The sequence below is a fragment of the Mesorhizobium sp. M9A.F.Ca.ET.002.03.1.2 genome, assembly GCF_003952365.1.
Taxonomy (GTDB): domain Bacteria; phylum Pseudomonadota; class Alphaproteobacteria; order Rhizobiales; family Rhizobiaceae; genus Mesorhizobium.
In genome coordinates this window covers 3,534,707-3,552,465 of record NZ_CP034443.1, presented here as the reverse complement: position 1 = coordinate 3,552,465, position 17,759 = coordinate 3,534,707, and the positions used below count along the sequence as shown (strand labels likewise).

General features: G+C 62.9%; 13 protein-coding genes and 2 pseudogenes. All 15 read right to left on the bottom strand.

Annotated elements, in window-relative coordinates; all coding sequences use genetic code 11:
* Positions 1 to 41 precede the first annotated feature (41 nt).
* Positions 42 to 200: pseudogene (locus EJ066_RS17055) on the bottom strand (transposase); the annotation flags it as partial.
* 78 nt (positions 201 to 278) lie between these two features.
* A complete protein-coding gene (locus tag EJ066_RS17050; protein WP_126039913.1) occupies positions 279 to 1,133 on the bottom strand; it encodes a DUF296 domain-containing protein in 855 nt (284 codons plus the stop codon).
* A 10-nt stretch (positions 1,134 to 1,143) separates the two neighbouring features.
* Complete coding sequence (locus EJ066_RS17045; protein ID WP_126039911.1) at positions 1,144 to 1,902, bottom strand: SDR family NAD(P)-dependent oxidoreductase; 759 nt, start codon at positions 1,900 to 1,902, stop codon at positions 1,144 to 1,146.
* 122 nt (positions 1,903 to 2,024) lie between these two features.
* Positions 2,025 to 3,644, bottom strand: a complete 1,620-nt coding sequence (locus tag EJ066_RS17040; protein ID WP_126039909.1) for an acyl-CoA synthetase — start codon at positions 3,642 to 3,644, stop codon at positions 2,025 to 2,027.
* A 94-nt stretch (positions 3,645 to 3,738) separates the two neighbouring features.
* Complete coding sequence (locus tag EJ066_RS17035; protein WP_126043922.1) at positions 3,739 to 4,596, bottom strand: IclR family transcriptional regulator; 858 nt, start codon at positions 4,594 to 4,596, stop codon at positions 3,739 to 3,741.
* Between the two features lie 2 nt (positions 4,597 to 4,598).
* Positions 4,599 to 5,402: an SDR family oxidoreductase gene (locus tag EJ066_RS17030; protein ID WP_126039907.1), complete on the bottom strand. Its 804-nt coding sequence runs from the start codon at positions 5,400 to 5,402 to the stop codon at positions 4,599 to 4,601.
* 142 nt (positions 5,403 to 5,544) lie between these two features.
* The gene (locus tag EJ066_RS17025; RefSeq protein ID WP_126039905.1) at positions 5,545 to 6,561 is read right to left on the bottom strand and encodes a TRAP transporter substrate-binding protein; all 1,017 of its coding nucleotides are present in this window, start codon (positions 6,559 to 6,561) and stop codon (positions 5,545 to 5,547) included.
* 30 nt (positions 6,562 to 6,591) lie between these two features.
* On the bottom strand, positions 6,592 to 8,460 hold the full coding sequence (locus EJ066_RS17020) for a TRAP transporter large permease subunit (protein ID WP_126039903.1): 1,869 nt from the start codon (positions 8,458 to 8,460) through the stop codon (positions 6,592 to 6,594).
* Between the two features lie 336 nt (positions 8,461 to 8,796).
* Entirely contained in the window at positions 8,797 to 10,080 is a 1,284-nt protein-coding gene (locus EJ066_RS17015; RefSeq protein ID WP_126039901.1) for a glycosyltransferase, read from the bottom strand.
* A 282-nt stretch (positions 10,081 to 10,362) separates the two neighbouring features.
* Entirely contained in the window at positions 10,363 to 11,706 is a 1,344-nt protein-coding gene (locus EJ066_RS17010) for an SGNH/GDSL hydrolase family protein (RefSeq protein ID WP_126039899.1), read from the bottom strand.
* Between the two features lie 204 nt (positions 11,707 to 11,910).
* Positions 11,911 to 13,004: pseudogene (ugpC, locus tag EJ066_RS17005) on the bottom strand (sn-glycerol-3-phosphate ABC transporter ATP-binding protein UgpC).
* Between the two features lie 11 nt (positions 13,005 to 13,015).
* Complete coding sequence (locus EJ066_RS17000; RefSeq protein WP_126039897.1) at positions 13,016 to 13,864, bottom strand: carbohydrate ABC transporter permease; 849 nt, start codon at positions 13,862 to 13,864, stop codon at positions 13,016 to 13,018.
* Positions 13,864 to 14,805 (bottom strand): sugar ABC transporter permease, encoded by a 942-nt coding sequence (locus EJ066_RS16995; RefSeq protein ID WP_126039895.1) that lies wholly within the window; start codon positions 14,803 to 14,805, stop codon positions 13,864 to 13,866. The genes EJ066_RS17000 and EJ066_RS16995 overlap by 1 nt, the downstream gene beginning before the upstream one ends.
* Before the next feature lie 116 nt (positions 14,806 to 14,921).
* Positions 14,922 to 16,577, bottom strand: a complete 1,656-nt coding sequence (locus EJ066_RS16990) for an extracellular solute-binding protein (protein ID WP_126039893.1) — start codon at positions 16,575 to 16,577, stop codon at positions 14,922 to 14,924.
* A 117-nt stretch (positions 16,578 to 16,694) separates the two neighbouring features.
* Positions 16,695 to 17,747, bottom strand: a complete 1,053-nt coding sequence (locus EJ066_RS16985; protein WP_126039891.1) for an NAD(P)-dependent oxidoreductase — start codon at positions 17,745 to 17,747, stop codon at positions 16,695 to 16,697.
* Positions 17,748 to 17,759 lie beyond the last annotated feature (12 nt).

Genomic DNA, 17,759 nt, shown 5'->3' with positions numbered 1-17,759 from the left:
CCGCTCGCCGTCATGGCGGGGAACCAGCCGACGAACTGGAGAATCCAACGGCTGCCGTCCGGTGACGGCCCGCCGCCGGGCACGATGATGTGCACATGTGGATGATGGATGAGCGCCTAGCCACAGGTGTGCAGCACGCTGGTCATGCCGATCCGCGCGCCCAGATGCCGTGGATCGGCGGCTATGGTCGTCAGGGTCTCGCGGAGGCCGGAAGGGCGCCAGGTTCGGCCAAGTTGGCCACCGCGGATAGCGGTGCGCAGCGTGGTCAGCATCCTCAACTATGCAGATTCCTCATCGGATGCGACAATCAGCAGTTCGAACGTCACGCAGACGGCATTGGCACCGCGGCGAAGGCGGCCTGCGCTTATCTCACCATCCATGCCGACCAGCGCGATGTCGAGCGTGCAACGCCCGGAGCGGATAGCGCCGCCCGTGACGAGAACCTCGGTTGCGTAGGAGGAGACGGCCGAGCCGTCGTCGAAATCCGCGCCGACCAGGCTGCCGATGCCCCGGATCGAGGCGTGGTCAAAGCCGTGCCGTCGGCAAACGGCCTCGATCGCCTGGCCGATATCCTCGTTGGGCTTTACCGTGCAGAGGGCTGCGCGGCGGCCGCGGCGCTCCCCCAGGACCGGAGCTTTGATCGGCACGAAAAGGCGAAAATTCGTCTCGGCGTCGTCGCGCACGTCGAACAGCGCGCCTGCGATGCCCCAGGCGGCAACCTCGACCGGCTCTGCCAATTGCGAGTCGAGCGGCAGAAGATGGCCCATGCGGCGCACGCCGTCGGGGATATGCCAGATGCCATGGCAATGAAGAAAGGGCTCGTCGTCGCGCCGGCCGGCGACGAGACCTGCATCTTCGATGACCGTTATGCCCTGCGGCGCGAACGTATCGCTGTACCACGCGGCATGCGTGCTGTTGGGAGACGCGGCGGGGATGACGTAGCGCATTGGGTCAACCCGCGCGTTGCGCAGGCGGATATAGCCGCCGCTGAACCCGGCCTCCGCGAGGGCCTGCGCCACGGCGTCATTAATGGAGCGGCCAGGTTCGAGCCGCAACGTCAGCGGCTCTGCCACGCAGGGCATCGCTGCAAACCGTTCCGCCGCCATCGGACCGGGATGGCGGATGCTGCGCATCGGAGCCATCTCAGGCTGCGAGGCCGGCATGGATGAAGCCGCCGTCAACGGCCAGAATCTGGCCGTTGACGTAACTGGCATCGTCGGAAATCAGGAAAGCCACCGCTCCGGCGATCTCGCGCGGCGTGCCGTAGCGGCGCTGCGGCACGCGGTCCAACCACTGCCGGCGGACATCCTCGGTGTGGACGGCCTGCGTCAACGGCGTGTCGATCGGCCCGGGTGCGACGGCGTTGACGCGGATGCCATTAACGCCGAGCTCGTTGGCCATGACGAGCGTGAGTAGATTCTGTCCGCCTTTCGACGCGCCGTAGGCGCTGCGGCCCTTGTTGCCGCAAAGACCAGAAACCGAGGTGATGTTGACGATCGCGCCCGGCTGCTTCCGTTCGAGCCAGTAGCGCGCCGCAGCCCGCGAGACGATGAACGTTCCGGTGAGGTTCACGTCGACGATGCGACGGAAATCCTCGACTGCGGTTTCGACCGACGGCAGGTCCATCGCTGTGCCGGCGGAATTCACGACAGCGGCGAGAATGTGCGCGGCCGTGATCCGGCCAATGGCCTCGTCGACGGCCGCTTCGTCGACGACGTTGCAGACGATGCCGCGTTCCTCGGGCAGGCCGAGATCCGTACAGGCCGAAGCCAGCGTTGCCGCGGCGAGGTCGAGGAGGAAGACCTCGAAGCCGCGCTCTGTCAGGAGGCGAGCGGTCTCAAGGCCGATGCCCGATGCGCCGCCGGTGATCGCCACGGCGCGGCTTTGGTGGCTGCTGTTCATCACCTGCTCCTCATGCCGAGAGCTTGCGCTCGGACGGGTCTAAAGCGCGTCGCGTTGAAACGGATTCATGCGACGCGCTTTAGGTTTTTGTTTTTATGCATGTCGTTGTCCCAAAACCGAGGTCACTTTTGGGCGACATGCGTTAACGCGCCGCGGCGCTCCAGTTCTTCGCGGATCAGCTTCTTGGCGATCTTGCCATAGGCCGATTTGGGCATTGTCTCCCACCACACGAAGCGCTTGGGCATCTTGTAGCGGGCGAGTTTGCCCTCCAGCCAGCGCTCAAGCTCAATCGTTTCGGACACAACGCCGGCGCGGGCAACGCAAACCGCGACGCCGACCTCGCCCCAGACGGGATCGGGAATACCGAGAACGGCGGCTTCGCTGATGTCGGGATGGAGCAGGATCTTTTCCTCGATCTCGCGCGGATAGATGTTGGAACCGCCGGAGATATACATGTCGGACGATCGGCCGGTGATGTAGACGAAACCGTCCTCGGCCATATGGCCGAGATCACCGGTGCGGAACCAGCCGTTGCGGAACGCCGCGGCGTTGGCTTCCGGGTTGTCGTGGTAGCCGGCGAAGACTGCCGGCCCGATCACGCAAATTTCGCCGGTTTCTCCCGGCGAGACCGGATTGCCGGTGTCGTCCTGGATTTCGACCTGCATGGCCGTGCGCTCGAAACCGCATGTCCCGATGCGCGCATGCGGAGCGTCCTCGGCGGAATGGTAGGCCGGAGGCTGCACAGTGATATTGCCGGTGACTTCGCCCAAGCCAAAATACTGGACCAGAACCGGCCCCAGCTTTTCCATCGCCCGCTTCTGGTCGGCGCGGTACATCGGCGCACCGGCATAGATGACATAGCGCAACGAGGAATGGTCGAACCGGTCGACGCTGTCGTCCTCCACCAGCATCTTGAGGATGGTCGGCACGGTGAAGGCGTTGGTCACCCGCCATTTTTCGACCAGCGTCCAGACGGTCGGCACGTCGAGCTTGTCGGTCGGCAGGAGGATAGACTTGGCGCCGTGCGCCACCTGTACGAGTTGGTGGATGCCGGCCCCATGCGAAAGCGGGGCCACCACGATCGAGGCGTCGTCGCGCGTCGTGGCGGGCATCAGGTCGCACAGATGGTTGGTGACGACAAAGCCCATCTGACCATGCGTGAGCACGGCGGCCTTCGGCCGGCCGGTCGTGCCGGAGGTGAAGAAGAACCAGCAGGGATCGTCGCGATCAACGGCGACGCTGGGAACGGTCCGGCCGGCAAAACGGGCGGCGACCGCGTCGTAATCGTCGCCGAATTCGGCCTCGCCGATCGACAAGACGAAGCAGATCCCGGGGGCTGTTTCCCTGCAGGCAGCAGTATGAGCCGGGAAGCCCGCGCCGCAGATCAGGCCGCGCGCGCCGCTCGCCTTGGCGAGGTAGGCGACCTCGTCCGGCGACTGGCGGTAGTTCGCCGGCACCCAGACGGCTCCAAGACGGAAGCAGGCGAACATCGATTCGAACATCTGATTGCAATTGGCCGACTGGACGAGGATTCGGTCGCCCTTTGTCACGCCAAACTCGTCGCGCAGCGCGGCGGCCATCGCGTTGACGCGCGCTTCCATCTCGCGCCATGTCCACTGCCGCTCGCGCCAGACGAAGCCAATATCGTCCGGATTGCGTCGTGCCGCCTGGGTCAAAAAATGCGAGAGGTTCATGACGCGCGTGGAGGAAGGCGTCACGCTGCCTGGAGCCATGGTCATCATTTCGCGTGCTCCAGCAGCGACACGTAGTTGGCGACCGCCGCATCCACCATATTGAACACCCCGGAATGCGCACATCCGACGATCTGAGCCTTCGTCATCGAGGCGCTCTCCTGGCATGGTTTTTTACGGGTTGGTGCTCGCGCATGAGTGCACGCGAGGTGAACATCTGGGCAAGCCGTTCCTCGACGCGCTTTGCCTCTTGCGTGAGATATCCAGCGAGTTCGAGCTGTCTTGCCGGCTGCATTCGGCTGTCGATCGCGGCGATCGACAGTGCGCCCACCGGCCGGCCGTCCGCGCTGCGAAGCACAACCCCGACCCCCCAGGAATTGGCGACGATCCGGCCAGGATTGAGCGAATAGCCGTTGGTGCGCGTGGTTTCAACGTCGCGCCGGATCTGCTCGACCGGAAGCATCGGGTAGTCCGATTTCAGCACCGCGTCATTGGCGGCCAGCACCCCCTCCACTTCCTCGTCGCGGAGCGCCGCGAGCATTGCGAGCGAGCCGGCGCCGACGCCCAGCGGATGCTCGAAGCCGGCCTGTAGCGCGTGGGTCCTGACCGGGTAGGTCCCTTCCTCGCGATAGAGGCAGACTGAGAATGTGTCGCGGCGAACCGAGAGGAAGCTCGAATCCTCGGTCTTCTTCGAAAGGCGCAGCAGGCTTTCCATCGAGACCTGAAGCAGGCCGAAACGTCGCGAGGCGAGGCTGCCCAGCACGTAGGCCTCCTCGCCGAGATAGTAGCGCCGCGTCGTCTCGTCCTGCTCGACCATTCCCGCGCGCATCAGCGCCAGCAGCAGGCGGCGCGTCGTCGGCTTGTTCAGCCTACTCTCTTCGACGATGTCGGAGAGCGAAACACCGCGGTCGGCGTGCCGGCCGACCATCGAAAGAAGGCTCAGGGCCCGGTCGACACTCTGCGAGCCGGTCTGATCGCGTTCTGGGGGCGGCGCGATGTTCATGGTCAGCGCAACTCGGAGACGGCGCAACTTTGGCCGCCATCGACGGGCAGGCAAACGCCGGTGACGAAGCGCGCCTCGTGGGAGGCGAGAAACACGGCCGCCGCAGCGACGTCCCACGCCGTTCCCATCCTCCCCATTGGTACCATGGCGTTGCGGGCGGCCACCATCTCGTCGGCCGAGCCGTACTGGCTGGAAATCTGCTTGTAGATCATCGGCGTATCGATCAGGCCCGGCATGATGCAGTTGGCGCGAATGCCTTGCCGCGCATACTGCATAGCCAGCGCCACGGTGGCCTGGTTCACCGCGGCCTTGGTCGCATAATAGGCGAAATAGGGATAACCGACGTAGCGTATCGCGGCGAGCGACGAGATATTGACGATCGCACCGCCGCCGCCCTTCAGCATATGCGGCAACACCGCCTTGGCGGTGCGGTAGACCGGTCCGATGTTGAGATCGAGGGAGGCCTGGAACTCGTCCTCGTCGAGTTCGACGGGACCGCCCATGTGGGTCACGCCGACATTGTTGTGCAGGATGTCGATGGCGCCGAACGCCTCCATTGCTGCCGCTGCCGCCACCTCGACGGAGGCCAGAATGGTCACGTCGGCCGATAGCGCGATCGCCTGGTTGCCTTCATCGCGGATGATCGCCGCGGTTTCGGCGGCGGCTGCCTCGGCGAGGTCGACGCAGGCGACACGCGCCCCTTCGCGCGCGAAGGCGACCGCCGCGGCCTTACCGTTGCCCCAGCCGGGTCCGGACGACCCTGCGCCGAAGACGATTGCGGATTTTCCTCTGAGCCGGTCGACCACCTTCGAATTCCTTAGAAAACCGCGCCTGTTATCTGGCGGGCGAGCCACGTGGCCGGCCCGCCAGAATTTCGCTTTCTGTACGATCCCGTCCGAAAAGCCGCGATGTTTTACTGCGCTGCCTTCGTGGGAAGCGGCCCGGCGCTCAGGTCAGGCTGGCGCCAACAGCCTTTTCCAAGATCGCCCAGGCTTCGTCGCCATATTTGCCTTTCCACTCGGCGTAGAAGCCGGCGTCCTTCAGCGTCTGCCGGAACGGGACAGCATCCGGCTTGTTGATCTTCATGCCCTTGGCGGCGAGTTCCTCCTCAAGCGTGGCATTGAGCTTGGCGACGTCCTCACGCTCCTTTACGCCGGCCTCGTTGAGGTTCCTGGCGACGATTTCGCGCACATCTTCCGGCATCGCTTCCCAAGCCCGCTTGTTGGCGAGGAACCAGAAGCCGTCCCACATGTGGTTGGTGACCGAGCAGAATTGCTGCACTTCGTAGAGCTTGGCCGTCGAGATGATGGCGAGCGGGTTTTCCTGCCCGTCGACGATCTTTGTCTGCAGCGCCGAATACACCTCGGCGAAGTTGATGCTGGCCGGCGCCGACTTGAAGGCGGTGAACATGGAGGTCCAGAGCGGGCTGACCGGAACGCGAATCTTGAAGCCCTCAAGGTTCGCGGGCGTCAAGATCGGGCCGACGGAACTGGTGATCTGGCGGAAGCCGTTGTCCCAGATCTTGTCCATGACGACCAGGTTCGATTTTTCGATCTCGCCACGCACGTATTTGCCGAGGTCGCCATCCATCGCCGCCCAAACGGCGTCGTAATTCGGGAAGGCGAAGCCGATGCCGCTGATCGAGGCATTGGCGACAAGCGTGGAAAGGATCAGCGGCGACAGCGTGAAGAATTCGACGCCGCCCGAGCGAACCTGGCTCAGCATGTCCGTGTCGGCGCCGAGCTGGTTGCTGGGGAATATCTGGATGGCGACGCGGCCGCCGGTCTCCTCGCGGATCTTGTCGACGGCTTCCTGCGCACGCAGGTTCATCGGGTGGGTGAGCGGCAGGTTGTTGGCGTATTTGTAGTTGAACTCCGCCGCCTGAGCCCCGGCGTAGCGGATGGTGCTCACGAGCGGGATGGATGCGGCTGTACCTATCAGCAAGGTGCGGCGGGTGATATTCATTGTGTTTCCTCCTGGTTTAAATCCGAGTGCCTAGAGATAGGCTATCGACAGCGCCGGGACGGCGGCGATCAGCAACAGGCCGACAAGCAACGCACCGAGATAGGGCCAGATGGCATTCATGGCCTCGTCGGGCGAGACGTCGCCGATCTTGCAGGCGATGTAGAAGCCGATGCCAATGGGCGGGGCCATGAGCCCGATGTTCATTGCTGTCACGACGACCATCGAATAGTGCACGTCGTTGATGCCCAGCCGGGCGGCGATCGGGAACATGATCGGCGCCATCAGAACGATCGCCGGCAGACCTTCAAGGACGCAGCCGAGAACCATGAAGACGGCGATCGTGACGAGCATGAAGGAGAACCAGCCTCCCGGCAGGTCCGTCATGTAGACGGCCAACTGGTTGGCGAAGCCGGTTTGCGTCAGCGCCCAGGCCATCGCCGAGGCGGTGCCGAGGATGAGCAGGATGGCGCCAGACAGCGCCGCCGTCTCGACCAGCATGGCGTAGAACTTCTTCGCGCCGATGCCGCCATAAAACAACGCGCCGATGACCAGCGCGTAGAGCACGGCGATCGTGGAAACCTCGGTGGCGGTGGCGACGCCGCCGCCGACTGCACCGCGAATAAGGAAGGGAAGCACCAGTGCGGGGGCGGAGACGAGCAGCGTCTTCCACACAACCGAAAACGGAGCGCGATGTACGCCTTCCATGCTTTCGCCCGAGGCCTTCCAGCGCGCCAGCACCGCAAGGACGAGCAACAGAACCATGGCGATGACGAAGCCGCTGGTGAAAAGCGCGGCGATCGAAACGCCGGCGACCGAGCCGAGCACAATCAGCACGATGGACGGCGGCACCGTATCGGCCATCGCAGCGCCGGTTGCCAGCAACGCGATCATCTCCTTGGGCTTGTGGCCGCGCCGCTTCATCTCGGGGAAGAGTGCCGGAGCGACGGTCGCCATGTCGGAAACCTTCGAACCGGAAATGCCCGAGACGAGGAACAGCGAGCCTAGCAGCACATAGGACATACCGGCTTTCACATGGCCGAGCAGCGACGCCATGAACTCCACGATCGCCTTGCCCATGCCTGTCGCGTCGAGCACACAGCCGAGCAGAACGAAGATCGGCACCGACAGCAAGATGAGGCTCGACATCCCTTCGTCGATGCGCCCGACAAGCACGATCATCGGCACATGGGTGCTGAAGGCGATAAAGGCGATCGTGCCGATGCCGAAACAGAAAGCGATCGGCACACCGAGCAGGAGGCAGACGGCCACCACGCCGACGAGGAAGATCGGGATATTGGCGTAGCCGAGCGTGAGAAACCACGGCGAAAGCAGCCAGCCGAACAAAGCCAGTACAGCGATAACGGCGATAGCGGCGGCCAGGTTGGCAAGCGTCGCCGCGCGGATCGCGTGGCCCACGGCGATGACGGACATCAGCGCCAGCCCAACGACAATTGCCGAGGCGCGGAAGCTCATTGGAATGTTGAGCGCCGCCGAAGTGACGTACCACTCATCCCCTACATACTGGCTTGCCGGCACGATCAACGCGAGCAGCACCGTCGCCACAACGAGCAAAGCAAGCGCGTTCACGAAGTCGCGGGCGCGCTCGGGGATCATGCCGAGGAAGACGGTAAGACGCAGGTGCTCGTTACGGTCGATGGCGATTGCCGAGCCGAGCATGGCGAGCCAGAGAAAGGAGATGGAGGCGGCCTCGTCGATCCAGACGATCGGCAGCGACAGCACGTAGCGCGAGATGACGCCGGCAAGCAGCAGGCCGACGACGAGGACGAGCAGGATCGAAGCCGCTGCCTCGACCGGCCACATCAGCCGCGAACCGGGCCGTGCATCCAGCACCTCGGCCGGCGTATCAACGATCATCGTGTTGTTGCTGGCAGCTGTCATGCTTCAAGCTCCTCCACTCGAACCGGCGCCCGGCCTGAACGTTCAGGCCGAAACCGGAACGATGCGATCTCCTCCCGCTCCTCCGGGCCTCGAATAATAGGTCTACAATATGGACCTGTTATTTCGCATGATGGATTTATTCGCACGCGATTGGTTGAATATCAAGCAACTTGTGGCGGAGATTTGATCCATATTGTGGATCAACAGGAACCATTCTGGATGGGTTGGCTATGCTGCGTCGGTCACCAAACGCCGGCAACCTTGTCGCTCAAACGCCTGCGTCCAGCCAATCGCATCGAGCAGGACCCATCGGCGCATCAAGCCAAGGTTCCACAGTCACTTTACGGGGTCACTGCGCGTCGCCACCGCGTCCTTGACGGCATTCGCAAGGTTGGCGAGGATTCTCCATTCCTGCTTGAGACCTTCGAGCGTCGCCTCAAAGGAGCGAGTGCCGATAGCTCGGGTACCGATATGGCTCGCGACAGCGCGCGAATAGAGATCGATGGTCTGCTGGGCGGTCGAAGATCGTGAATAGGAGGCCGCAGTCCGTCCGGCTTCTTCTTGCAGCGCTGCTCGGCCCGGTGGAGTGATCGCGCGGACCTTGGCGAGAGCTTTTGAGAATTGGGCTGGGGACGCATCGGCTGACAGGAGATGGCCGTTCTTTCCGTTGTGTACCACTTCACGGACTCCAGGTTCATCAAGCCCAACCACGGGAATGCCGGCTGCCATGGCCTCGACGAGCACAAGACCCTGGGTTTCGGAGCGCGACGAGAAGGCGAAGACGTCCATGGCGGCATAGACGTCGGCCAGATCGGCGCCTTCGACCATGCCCAGCAGATGGCATCTGTCCTGAAGACCAGCTTCATCCAGCATCCGGCGCATTTCGGACGCTGACGAACCGTCGCCGGCGACGATAAAATGCGTGCGCTCATTCTGCGAAAGAAACAGGCAGACTGCTTCGGTGAGGTAAGTCAGGTTCTTCTCCGGCGCCAACCGGCCTACGTGCCCGACGATGAAATCGGTTTCCGCTATTCCCAAGCGGCTCCGCAATCTCAGCCGATCTCCGTTGGAGAACCTGGCCAGATCAATCCCTGTCGGGATTATGGTGATCGGTTTGGTGACATCGTGGTGGCGCAAGAGGTCGGCAATGCTGAGCGTTGGAGCGATGATATGGTCGCACAGATCGCAGTAGCCCGCCGCAAGGCTGAGCACGAGCCGTTGGAGGACCGGTGCATCCTGCGCAACGTAGTGTCCGTAGAGTTCGTAGCGGGTGTGATAGGTGAATATGGCCGGCAACGATCGCGACGCGGCGGTGCGAAGGGCGGTGTCGCCGAGGAGAAACGGGTGGTGCGAATGGATAATATCCGGCTCGAAGGCGTTCAGCGTCTTCTCGAGAGAGCGGGTGAACGGGATCGGCACCGAAAAATCGCTCCCGTTAAAATTCTGGATCGCAGGGACGCGAATGATGTCGCTTTCTGATCGAACTGCTTCCGCATAGTCCGGCGCGACGATCAGGACTGCATGTCCCAACTCACGCAGCGTCTCCGACAACCACGCGACGCTGTGTGCAACGCCGCCTACATGCGGGCTGAATGTGTTGGTAAACATCACAATGTTCATGCAAGGCTTATCCACTACCGCGTCTATCGATCAAAGGGGCGCGGCCGCCAAAGAAACCGCCGCGTCCGGCTTTTCACGCTGTCGGATGATCGAAACCCGCTCCCCGGGCAATTTTGCGATCGCCTCACCCGCTCAATAAAATTCATTCACAGAAAAATATTTCACACCCTGCTTGTCGGACATGGGCAGGAAGCAAACCTTGCGATCTGCAGGCCTGTGTTCAGCCAAAAGGGGCGACCCTTGCCGCGGTGCCTGAGCCGCACGGCAAGGGTCAGTAGCGACCTATTTAGCTGGTCCCAACAGGAGATCGAGATCGACCGCGTCCGCCATAGCCTTATATCCCGCGTCATTGGGATGGAGGTTATCGCCGCAGTCGTAGTCGTCGCGCAGGTATCCCGGCTTGGCCGGGTCTTCCATCACCTTGTCGAAGTCGATCACGCCGTCAAAGCCGCCGCCGGAGCGGATCCATTCATTCACAGTGACGCGTATCTTTTCCTTCTCGGGTGTGTAGTAGCCCTCGGTAGGAAGCCCTTTGAAGGTGTCGGCGAAAGGGGTCAACGTCGCACCTACGATGCGTATGCCATGGGCATGCGCGCGGTCGATGAGTTGTTTGTATCCGCTGATGATGTCTTCGGCGATCGGTTCCTTATCGTCCGGCGTGATTGCTTTTTCGCCGGGCCAACCGATATCGTTGATGCCCATCATCACGACGACGGTCGAGACATTGGGATGGCTCAGGACATCAGAATCGAAACGTGCCAGAGCATTGACACCCATACCGTCGGTCAACACGCGATTGCCCGAAAAAGCTTCGTTGACCACCGCGACCTTGCGGTTGGCCTCCTGCAATCGCTTGGCGACTTGGTCTGGCCAGCGATTATTGGCATCGGGGGTCGAGCAATTCCCATCCGTGATGGAATCCCCGAAAAACACGATCGCTTGGGATTCCGGCGCGGCGTCAATCCATATATCGCTTAGAAAAAGGCGAGATTTGAGTGTGCTGTCAGCTTCAAACGCTGCGTCATTTGTGAAATTGCCCGGACCGGAGATATAGGCGGTTTGCACACCATCCCAATGCACCGACGAGAGCGCCGTCTTCTTCGGCAGGAAGATGCTGACCGAGATGTCGGAAAGCGCTTCTGCCGGGAGGGCGACGGGGTCACTGAGGATCGGGGCTCCCGCCGGAATGACCACAGAACTCTTGCCGCCCCATGTGAGGGGCTTCAGGGTCGCCTGATCGACGGCGCCGTCCTTGCCTGCTATTGCTACGCTGCCGGCACCGATGGTCAGCGGCTTAGCGCTGAAGGCGTTCGATAGGACAACCCGGACGCTGTTGCCCCCAACACTGATGCGGGCAACTTGGCGGACGGTCTGATTCTCCAGCACCTCCGGCACTCCGAAAGGCGCAGGAAGATCATCCGACCAGCGCGGAGCAGGTGTGGCAGCCCAGGTGGTGATCCAGTTTCCCATCTCGGCGCCTTGTGCCCCGAAACCAGCGATTGCGGAACCGGCCACCACAGCCGCACATGCCAGGATGGCCGAACGTCGATGCTGTTTCCTCCCTGCTGCGGGAAAAAGCGTCGATGAAACTTTACCTGCAAAAATAAAAGGCCTGTTGAGCCGCATTTTCATCTCCTCCTCGAGACATGCCTGCAATGCCGCCGCCAGCCTTATTATGACGGGCTGCCCAGGAAATGAAATTGAACTTCCGTTGCGATCTTGGACCAGCGTCAGGAGCAAGATGTTCGACTGTGGCAGAGGGGTGCCGCCGAATGCTGATCCTGCTCACGATGGTTGCCGGGAATGAGCCACGCTCGAGATGCTGCCTCGTCAAATCGCTCGCTCGGTCCTAGCGTCGAAAATGGAGGCCCGGTTCATGTTGATGTCGATCGGCAGCCTCTCGCCGGGACGGCTGACGTCGTGCGCCTGCAGTTCCGCCATCACCGGCGCGCCGGCGAGACGGAAGGTCGCATAGCTGCGCGAACCGGTCGGCTGCAGCAGGTCGATCGTTGCGTCGTAGCGAAATGTGCCCTGCGCAGGTGCTGCTGCGTGCGCGCGAGTCAGATGTTCCGGCCGCAGCCCGAGCAGCACTGGCTGTCCGTCGGTGGCGCCATTGAGGGCCGGCCGGGTGCGACCGGAAGCAGCGCATCGGCGAGCCGGATGGCGGCAGCGCCGCCGTCCAGCTTCAGCGTGCCCGGCAGGAAGCTCATGCGCGGAGAACCGAGAAAACCAGCGACGAAGGTCGAGGCGGGGCGCTCGAACAGGTCGAGCGGCGCGCCCTGCTGCTCGATCAGCCCGTCGCGCATCAGCACGATGCGGTCGGCCAGCGTCATCGCCTCGATCTGGTCATGGGTGACGTAGATCATCGTTGTGGCGATGTCCTGGTGAAGGCGCTTGATCTCGCCGCGCATTTCGTCGCGAAGCTGCGCGTCGAGATTGGACAGCGGCTCGTCGAACAGGAAGATGCGCGGGTTGCGGACTATAGCGCGGCCGATGGCGACGCGCTGGCGCTGTCCGCCGGACAATTGACGCGGAAAGCGCCTGAGCAGCGGAGTGATGCCAAGCATGCGCGCCGCCTCGGCGACGCGTGCCTCCACCTCTGGCTTGGGCATCTTGCGAGCCTTCAGGCCGAAGCCGATGTTCTTCGCCACGCTCATGTGCGGATAAAGGGCATAATCTTGAAACACCATCGCCACGTCGCGGTCGCGCGGTCGGAAATCGTTGACCACTTCGCCGCCAATCTCGATCGTGCCTTCCGAACTTTCCTCCAGCCCTGCGATGGTCCGCAGCAGCGTACTCTTGCCACAGCCGGACGGGCCGACCAGCACGGTGAACTCGCCATCGCGAATATCGAGGTCTATGCCACGCACGGCATGGAAGGCGCCGTAGCGCTTGTGCAAGCCGGTGATCCTGACTTCGGCCATGCCGATCCCTTCTATCCGCGAACGGCGCCGAGCGTCAGCCCGCGCACGAGATGTCGTTGAGCAAGTACTCCCAGCGCGATCGACGGCACGAGGGAGACGATGGCAAGGGCTGCCGCCTCGCCATATTGCGCGCCCTGGAAGCCGATGAAGGCGCGGAACACGGTTGGCAGCGTGAAAGCAGTGCGGCTGGTCAGGATCAGCGCGAAGAAGAACTCCGTCCAGCAGGCGATGAAGGCGAAGACGGCCGCCGCGACGATGCCGGGCGCGGCGAGCGGCACCGCGACGCGCCAGAACGCTTCCCAGCGCGTGCAGCCGTCGACGAGGGCCGCCTCTTCCATCGATTTCGGCATGCCGCGGAAATAGGCGAACATCATCCATACCGATACCGGCAGCGTGAACACCGTATAGGCGATGATCAGGCCGATATGCGTGTCGTAGAGGCCGACGCCGCGATAAATCAGGAATACCGGCAGCACGATGCCGATGGGCGGCAGGAAACGCTGCGACAGCACCCAGAAGGACAGATGCTGGCCGCCGGTGTTGTAGCGCGCCAGGCTGTAGGCCATCAGCGTGCCGAACAAGGCCGATAGCACCGTTGCCGACAGTGAGATGATCAGGCTGTTGATCAGCCCGTCGAGGCCGCGATAGGCGAACAGCGCGGCTTCGTAGTGGACAAGCGTCGGCGCGGTGGGGAACCAGACCGGCGGCACGGTGAGGTAGTCGTCACTCGGCTTGATTGATGTGTTGAACATCCAGTAGAGCGGCCACAGCACGAAGAGCAGGAAGAAGCCGAGCAGCAGGATGCGGCCGATGGGTACCGACCGGCGTTTCCTGCGGCGGGCGGGCGCGACGGCGGCCATCAGACCGGCTCCGCCTTCAACAGGCGCCGCACCAGCAGCGTCACCACGAGCGCGGTGAAGATCAGGAACAGCCAGCTCCCGGCGGTCGCCTGCGACAGATGGAACTGGGTAAAGCCGACCGTGTAGAGATAGTAGGACGCGGTATAGGTCCGCGTGCCCGGCCCGCCGCCGGTCATGATGAAAATAGTGTCGAACATGCGGATGGCGTCGAGCAGCCGAAAGGTTAGCGCCAGCAGCATCATCGGCGCGAGATGCGGCAGGGTTATCGCCCAGAATGCCTGCCAGGCGTTGACGCCGTCGAGTTCCGCCGCCTCATAGAGGTTCGGCGGAATGGCGGTCAGCCCGGCGAGCAGGATGACGAACATGAATGGCGTCCACTGCCAGACATCGGCGATGATCAGCGAAGCATAAAGCCATGGAGCTTCGGTCATCCAGCCGATCGTCACCTCCTGCCCCAACAATTGCGTCAAGATGTAGTTGGTCGGCCCGAAAGGCCGCTGCAGCAGCAGCGTCCAGGCCTGGCCGACGATGACCGGGCTGATGAACAGCGGCACGATCAGGATCGACATGATCACGCCGCGGCCCGGAAAGCTGCGCACCATGGTCAACGCCACCAGAAGCCCGAGCACGAATTCGATGGCGACGCTGACCCCCGACAGCCACGCTGTCAGCAACAGCGACCAACGCGCGACGGGATCGAACACGACCCGCTCGAAATTCTTCAGTCCGACAAAGGCGTGGCCCGGCACCTGGAAATCATAGTTGATGAAGGATACGACCAGCGAAAACAGCAGCGGATAGATCGACAGCGCCAGGATCAGCAGCACTGCTGGCGCGACCAGCAGCCATTTGAAGTGGCGATCCGCCCATTGTGCGAAGCCCGACAGCCGGGGCGGGGCGCCGGCGGCCTTCATGCGACTGATGGTGGCGGTGTGCTGCATCGATTATTCCGAATCCGCCTGGCGGTTGGGTTGCGACGAGGTGTTGCGGACCAAGCGCCCGCAACACCGATTTTGATCAAGAGAACCGGCCGGCGTCTCCGACGCAGGCCGAGACTTCACAGGGTGACCGCCATGCCGAGCTTCTCCACCGTGTTGTCGGCGGTGGCGCCCGGCAGTTTCAGGAACTCGGTGTAGAATGCCTTCTGCGAATCCACGCCGAGCCGGTCGGTCGTCTCGTTCCACTCGGCCGCCGCCGTTTCCAGCGACGCCTTCGGATCCGCACCGGCCCACACTGCAGTGCACATGCGGTCGATGCTGAGGAAATAGTCCTGCGCACCGGGCATGATCGGATCGAGGAGGCCAACATTGGCCGAGTTGTTGAGGTTGCTGAGATACTCCTTGGCGCTCGGGAACAGCGCGCCGTAGAGCTCGGACTTGAAGTGGGAGATGCGGTAAGGATCGCGAAGCGCATAGGGCAGCATGCAGCGAGCAAGCGAGACGGGCGGCGAGCATACCCACTGCATGAACAAGTAGGCCGCTTCGGGGTTGGCCGAATCTGCCGACAGCGCCTTGTTATAGCCGGTCGCATGTTCAGGATTGCCGGGCACGACCGCGTAGCCGACCTTGCCGGCGATCTGTGATTGCGGGATGAAGTTGATTGCAGTCGCGGACTGCGAATAGTTCGCGGCCATCCGGCCTGACGGCGGCCAGGAGTAGATCATCGCCACCTTTCCGGTGAGGAACGCCGCCCACAGCGAGACGGCGTCGAGCTCGTTGTTGCCGGGGATCGACGCCGCATTGGCGGCAATCATGTTTTGCAGCGTCTTGACGCCGGCATCCGAAACCAGGCCGGCTTTCATGTCGTCGCCGAACAGTTTTCCGCCGTTGGCGCGATACTGCTGCAGGAAATCGAACTGGTTTCCTGGGCTGCCGGCTTTTCGAAAATGGCCCGCGCCATAAACGTTGGGCGCCATCTGGTCAGTGATGAACTGGGCGATCTGGGCATACTCCTCCCAGGTCTTCGGCGGTGCAAGCTTGGCGTTGAACTTGGCCTGGTATGCCTCCACCATCTTCGGATCCTCGAAGATGTCCTTGCGATAGTAGAGAGCGAACATGTCGCCGTCGTCGAAGAAGCCCCAGACCTTGCCCTTGTAGGTCGGCAGTGCCTTGTAGAGCGGATGATAATCCTCGAGATCGGCCAAGTTCATGTATTTGGCGATGTAATCGTCCAGAGGCGCGATGACGCCGCCATCAGCGAGCGACGGCGTCCAGGCCGGCGAGATGTCGAGGACGTCATAGGCGCCTGAGCCGGCGATGTGCTCGGCCACCGCCTTGGAGTACTGGTCCGGGTTCGACAGTTCGACCACATTCGACTTCATGCCCGTAAGCTGCTCCCACATCGGCCCACTGAAATTGCGCGGGTCGAGCGCCTGCAGGCCTGCCTCGTAAGTCATGTTGAGCGTGACGCCGGAATGCACCTTGGCCGCCTCGACCGCGCGGAAGGCGGAGCCGTCCGCCGGCCCTTCCATCGACGCCTTCATGGCCGCGGCCTGAGCCTGGCCGAGCGGCGAGCCGGCGTCCGCGAGTTCGAGCTTCTGCTGCGCCAGCGCCCAATCCGTCATCATGCCCAGGATCGGCCCGGACGCCGCCAGCATGCCGGTCATCTGGCCGAAGCGGGTTATGAAAGTTCGGCGGGTGGTTTCGCCACGCATGAAGGCATCGACCTCTGCTTCGAGGCCTGCCTGAAAGTCACGTTTTTCATGATCGTTCATAGTGCTTGGTCCTCCCATTTTTCCGTTTGCGTCACTCGTCCGCGGGCGCGGCGGTCGAGCATTCCTCCCGTGAAGCCGCCGCGAAGGGCCGTGGCGGCGCGCCGTATTCTCGTACTCCTACGCCCCGAAGCGTGCGGCGAAACCGGCCAACCGATCCTTCCATGCTTCTGTCGAAAGCACCTCGCGATTGACCACGCCGCGCGGTTCGCGGCCGTGCTGCACCTCGATCACCGCCTTGACGTCGGCGGCACCGTTGCCGGCAAAGCACTGGTCGGTCCAGCAGAGCGCGTGCGGCGCCAGGATAACGTTGTCGAGCTTGAGGATCGGGTCGGCGGCGTCCGGCGGCTCCTGCTCCAGCACGTCGAGCCCCGCGCCGGCTATGCGGCGCTCCTGCAGCACTTTCGTCAGCGCCTTCTGGTCGACGATCGGGCCGCGCGCGGTATTGATCAGGTAAGCCGTCGGCTTCATCAGGGCGAGCCGCTCGGCATTGACGATGTGATGGGTCTGAGGCGTCAGCGGACAGCTCACCGACAGCACGTCGGCGCGGCGGAACAGGTCCTCCAACCCGACCAGTTCGATGCCGAGTTCGGCAGCGACCTTCCTGTCGGCGAATGGGTCATGGGCGATGAATTTCATGTCGAAGGGCTTCGCCATGCGAAAGACCTCAGCACCGATGTTGCCAATGCCGAGCGATCCCAGCGTCCGCCCGACCAGGCCGACGCCCATATGCTGCGAACGCTTGTCGAATCCATGAGGTCCCTTGCGGGTCAGTGTGTCCTTCGTGAGCAGCTTGCCGGTCAGTGCCAGCATGAAGGTGATGACGGATATGGCGACGGGCCGTCGCACGCCGTCGGGCGTGATGACCAGCGCGATACCGGCGGCGGTGCAGGCCTCGACATTGACGGTATCGTAGCCGACCCCGAAACGGGCGACGACGGCCAGGCGGCCGCTCTTCGGGACACTCATCGCATCGAAGCGATGGGTGAGCAGGATCAGCGCATCGAAATCCTCAAGCTGCTCGGCGCGCAGCGAGTTGTTCGATTCCAGGAACGCCATCTCGACATCGGGCGCATTGCGCAGCGGCTCCAAGTCGAAGTCGGGATAGGTCGGCGAGCCGTCCGGCTTGCGGAAATCACCGGAGAGCGCCACCCTGAACATTGTGTTGGCCATCGTCTCCTCCGC

Bases quoted from the DNA above. Each gene is read 5' to 3' on its own strand.
- EJ066_RS17050 (WP_126039913.1), bottom strand. From the start codon at position 1,133: ATGCGCAGCATCCGCCATCCCGGTCCGATGGCGGCGGAACGGTTTGCA.
- EJ066_RS17045 (WP_126039911.1), bottom strand. From the start codon at position 1,902: ATGAACAGCAGCCACCAAAGCCGCGCCGTGGCGATCACCGGCGGCGCA.
- EJ066_RS17040 (WP_126039909.1), bottom strand. From the start codon at position 3,644: ATGATGACCATGGCTCCAGGCAGCGTGACGCCTTCCTCCACGCGCGTC.
- EJ066_RS17035 (WP_126043922.1), bottom strand. From the start codon at position 4,596: ATGAACATCGCGCCGCCCCCAGAACGCGATCAGACCGGCTCGCAGAGT.
- EJ066_RS17025 (WP_126039905.1), bottom strand. From the start codon at position 6,561: ATGAATATCACCCGCCGCACCTTGCTGATAGGTACAGCCGCATCCATC.
- EJ066_RS17020 (WP_126039903.1), bottom strand. From the start codon at position 8,460: ATGACAGCTGCCAGCAACAACACGATGATCGTTGATACGCCGGCCGAG.
- EJ066_RS17015 (WP_126039901.1), bottom strand. From the start codon at position 10,080: ATGAACATTGTGATGTTTACCAACACATTCAGCCCGCATGTAGGCGGC.
- EJ066_RS17010 (WP_126039899.1), bottom strand. From the start codon at position 11,706: ATGCGGCTCAACAGGCCTTTTATTTTTGCAGGTAAAGTTTCATCGACG.
- EJ066_RS17000 (WP_126039897.1), bottom strand. From the start codon at position 13,864: ATGGCCGCCGTCGCGCCCGCCCGCCGCAGGAAACGCCGGTCGGTACCC.
- EJ066_RS16995 (WP_126039895.1), bottom strand. From the start codon at position 14,805: ATGCAGCACACCGCCACCATCAGTCGCATGAAGGCCGCCGGCGCCCCG.
- EJ066_RS16990 (WP_126039893.1), bottom strand. From the start codon at position 16,577: ATGAACGATCATGAAAAACGTGACTTTCAGGCAGGCCTCGAAGCAGAG.
- EJ066_RS16985 (WP_126039891.1), bottom strand. From the start codon at position 17,747: ATGGCCAACACAATGTTCAGGGTGGCGCTCTCCGGTGATTTCCGCAAG.